The organism is Patulibacter sp. NPDC049589 (assembly GCF_040675535.1).
Lineage (GTDB): Bacteria > Actinomycetota > Thermoleophilia > Solirubrobacterales > Solirubrobacteraceae > Patulibacter.
Map to the genome: position 1 here is coordinate 1 of NZ_JBFAPC010000311.1, position 2,537 is coordinate 2,537.

General features: G+C 71.7%; 1 protein-coding gene, 1 tRNA gene and 1 pseudogene. All 3 read left to right on the top strand.

Annotation, left to right across the window (positions count from 1 at the left end; all coding sequences use genetic code 11):
- The first annotated feature begins 208 nt into the window (after window positions 1-208).
- A tRNA-Ser gene (locus AB0L40_RS27555) sits at window positions 209-298 on the top strand.
- A 325-nt stretch (window positions 299-623) separates the two neighbouring features.
- Complete coding sequence (locus tag AB0L40_RS27560) at window positions 624-2,300, top strand: glycoside hydrolase family 5 protein (RefSeq protein WP_364361969.1); 1,677 nt, start codon at window positions 624-626, stop codon at window positions 2,298-2,300.
- A gap of 39 nt (window positions 2,301-2,339) precedes the next feature.
- A pseudogene (locus tag AB0L40_RS27565) lies at window positions 2,340-2,537 on the top strand (hypothetical protein); the annotation flags it as partial.

The following is a 2,537-nucleotide window of genomic DNA, read 5'->3' on the forward strand; positions in this document are numbered from 1 at the left end:
CGCCGAGCCAGATCGCCTCCAACGCGTACGACCTGGTCGTCCACGGCGACCTGCTCGAGGCCATTGGGTCCGGCCCGGGCCGCCGGCGGGGCGGGCCGGACGACGGCCTTCCGGCCTCGGGATCGAACCTCCCGGTGGTCCCGGCGCCCGGGACGTCATCCCCAGGGCGTTCTCGGTAGCCTGTCGTTTCCCGTTCGCGGGACCCGTTGGAGAGGTGCCAGAGCGGTTGAATGGGGCAGTCTCGAAAACTGTTGTAGGGGTAACCCCTCTACCGAGGGTTCGAATCCCTCCCTCTCCGCTAGCAGGACCAGACGCCCGGCCTTGCCGGGCGTCTTCGCGTCCGGGGCCGGGCGGGCGCCGGAGCTGTCGCGCCAGCGCCGGGCCGGCGCCCGGCCGGACGCACCGGCGCCCGGCCGGCGGTGGGGCGCTACTGCACCGACCGCCCCAGTCTCGACCCCCTTCGCCACGGATTTGGGCGGGAAATCTTCGTGACATCGGACGAACGCCGAGCCGCCAAGGGGCCGATCGGAGGGTCGAACGTCCATGTTCCTCATGTTCGTGTGGTTCGTCCGTCGAAGATTCGGGAGATCCCCCAACCCGGCACCCAGAGAACGGAACACCAGATGACGGAGCGGATCACCACGAGAGGACGATCAGGACGGCAGGTCCTGCTCGTCCTGCTCGCACTCGCTGCCCTGTGCGTCGCCGCTGGGTGGGCCTCGCCGGCCGCGCGGGCCGACGGCCCGAAGGCCCTGCTGACGACCCCGTCCGCGGACGGCGTGGTCATCGACCCGTCGTCCCCGCTCACCTGGACGACGGTCAGCGGCTCCGAGGGCCACTACCTCACGATCGGCCGCAGCGCCGGGGCCTACGACGTGCTCGCCTCGGGCGAGCTGCCGGCGTCGCAGACCGCGTACTCCGTCCCGATCCCGCTGCCGACCGACACCACGCTCTACGTCCGTCTCTACACCAAGGTCTCCGGCGCCTACGACCGCTGGCAGGACGTCGCGTTCACCGTGCAGGCCGGTGGGAAGGCGCGCTTCACGGCGCCCGTCGACGGCCAGAGCGCCGTCGACACGACGAGCCCGATCACGTGGGGGGCCCTCGCCGGCTCGCAGGGGTACTACCTGACCCTGGGGACGTCCGCGGGCGCCCACGACCTCCTCGCCTCGGGCGAGTTGCCGGCGTCGCAGACGTCCTACTCCGTCCCGATCTCGCTGCCGACCGGCAAGATCTACGCCCGGCTCTACACGAAGATGGGCGGTGTCTACGACCGCTGGCAGGACATCGTCTACACGGTGAAGGAGCAGCCGCTGGCCGCACTGAGCGTCAGCGGCAACCAGATCCTCGCCGGGGGCCAGCCGTTCCGCTTCCACGGCGTCAACCGCGACTCGCTCACGTGGGGTCGCAACAACTGGACGGGCTGCGGCGGCGACGGCAACTTCACCGACACCGACTTCGACCGGATCAAGGCCTGGAAGGCCACGGCGGTCCGGCTCCCGCTGTCCCAGGCCAACTGGCTCGGCCGTCGCTGCGACGCCACGTCGTACATCCAGGCCGTCGACGCCGCGATCGCGAAGGCCAACGCCCGCGGCATGTACGCGATCGTCGACCTGCACTGGTCCGACGTCTCCGGTCGCGCACCGTGCGACGCGAGCTGCTTCAGCGGCCAGCAGCCGATGCCCGACATCGACAGCGCCGTCTTCTGGCAGCAGGTCGCCCAGCGCTACGCCAACCGGCCCGGCGTCATCTTCGACCTCTACAACGAGCCGCACGACGTCTCCTGGTCGTGCTGGCGCAACGGCGGCTGCACCACGACCTCCAGCCCGTGGGCCAACGGCGGATCGGCCGTCAGCTACACGGCCGTCGGGATGCAGCAGCTGCTGGACGTCGTCCGAGCGCAGGGCGCGAACAACCTCGTCCTCGCCGCGGGCCTCGACTGGGCGTACGACCTCTCTGGCGTGGCCGCCGGCTACGCGCTGAGCGGCGCGAACGTCGCCTACGACACGCACATCTACACGCAGTTCCACAACACGGTCCAGGACTGGGAGCAGCACGTCGGCGTCGTCGCCGCGACGAAGCCCGTCACCGCGACGGAGTTCGGCTCCGCGGACTGCTCCACGAACGTCACCTCGCCGCTCCTGGACTGGTTCCAGGCCACGGGCATCGGCTGGACGATCTGGTCGTGGAACGCTCCGGGGTCGTGCCAGCAGCCGAGCGTGCTCTCCAACATGAACGGCACGCCGCTCGCGGGGCAGGGCCAGCTGATCCACGACCGGATGGTGGCGCTGGGCAGCTGACCACGGGACGGCGGGCCGGGGCGTTGCGAGACTGCGGGGGTGAGCTCGCCCCCGGACGACGACCGCCTCCGGACCCCCGGCCCGTCGCCACGAGCGACCGGGGAGGGCGGCACCTCGCGCGTCGAGGTCGTGGTCGACCCCTCCCCCGTCCCGCCGGCCGGCGGGCTCCGCGCCGCCGTCCCGACCCACGACCCGCACGTGGCCGCCGCGGTGGCCGCGGCCGTCGCGGCGTTCGAG

Excerpts from the sequence above, each read along its gene's own strand:
- AB0L40_RS27560 (WP_364361969.1), top strand. The coding sequence starts at position 624 with ATGACGGAGCGGATCACCACGAGAGGACGATCAGGACGGCAGGTCCTG.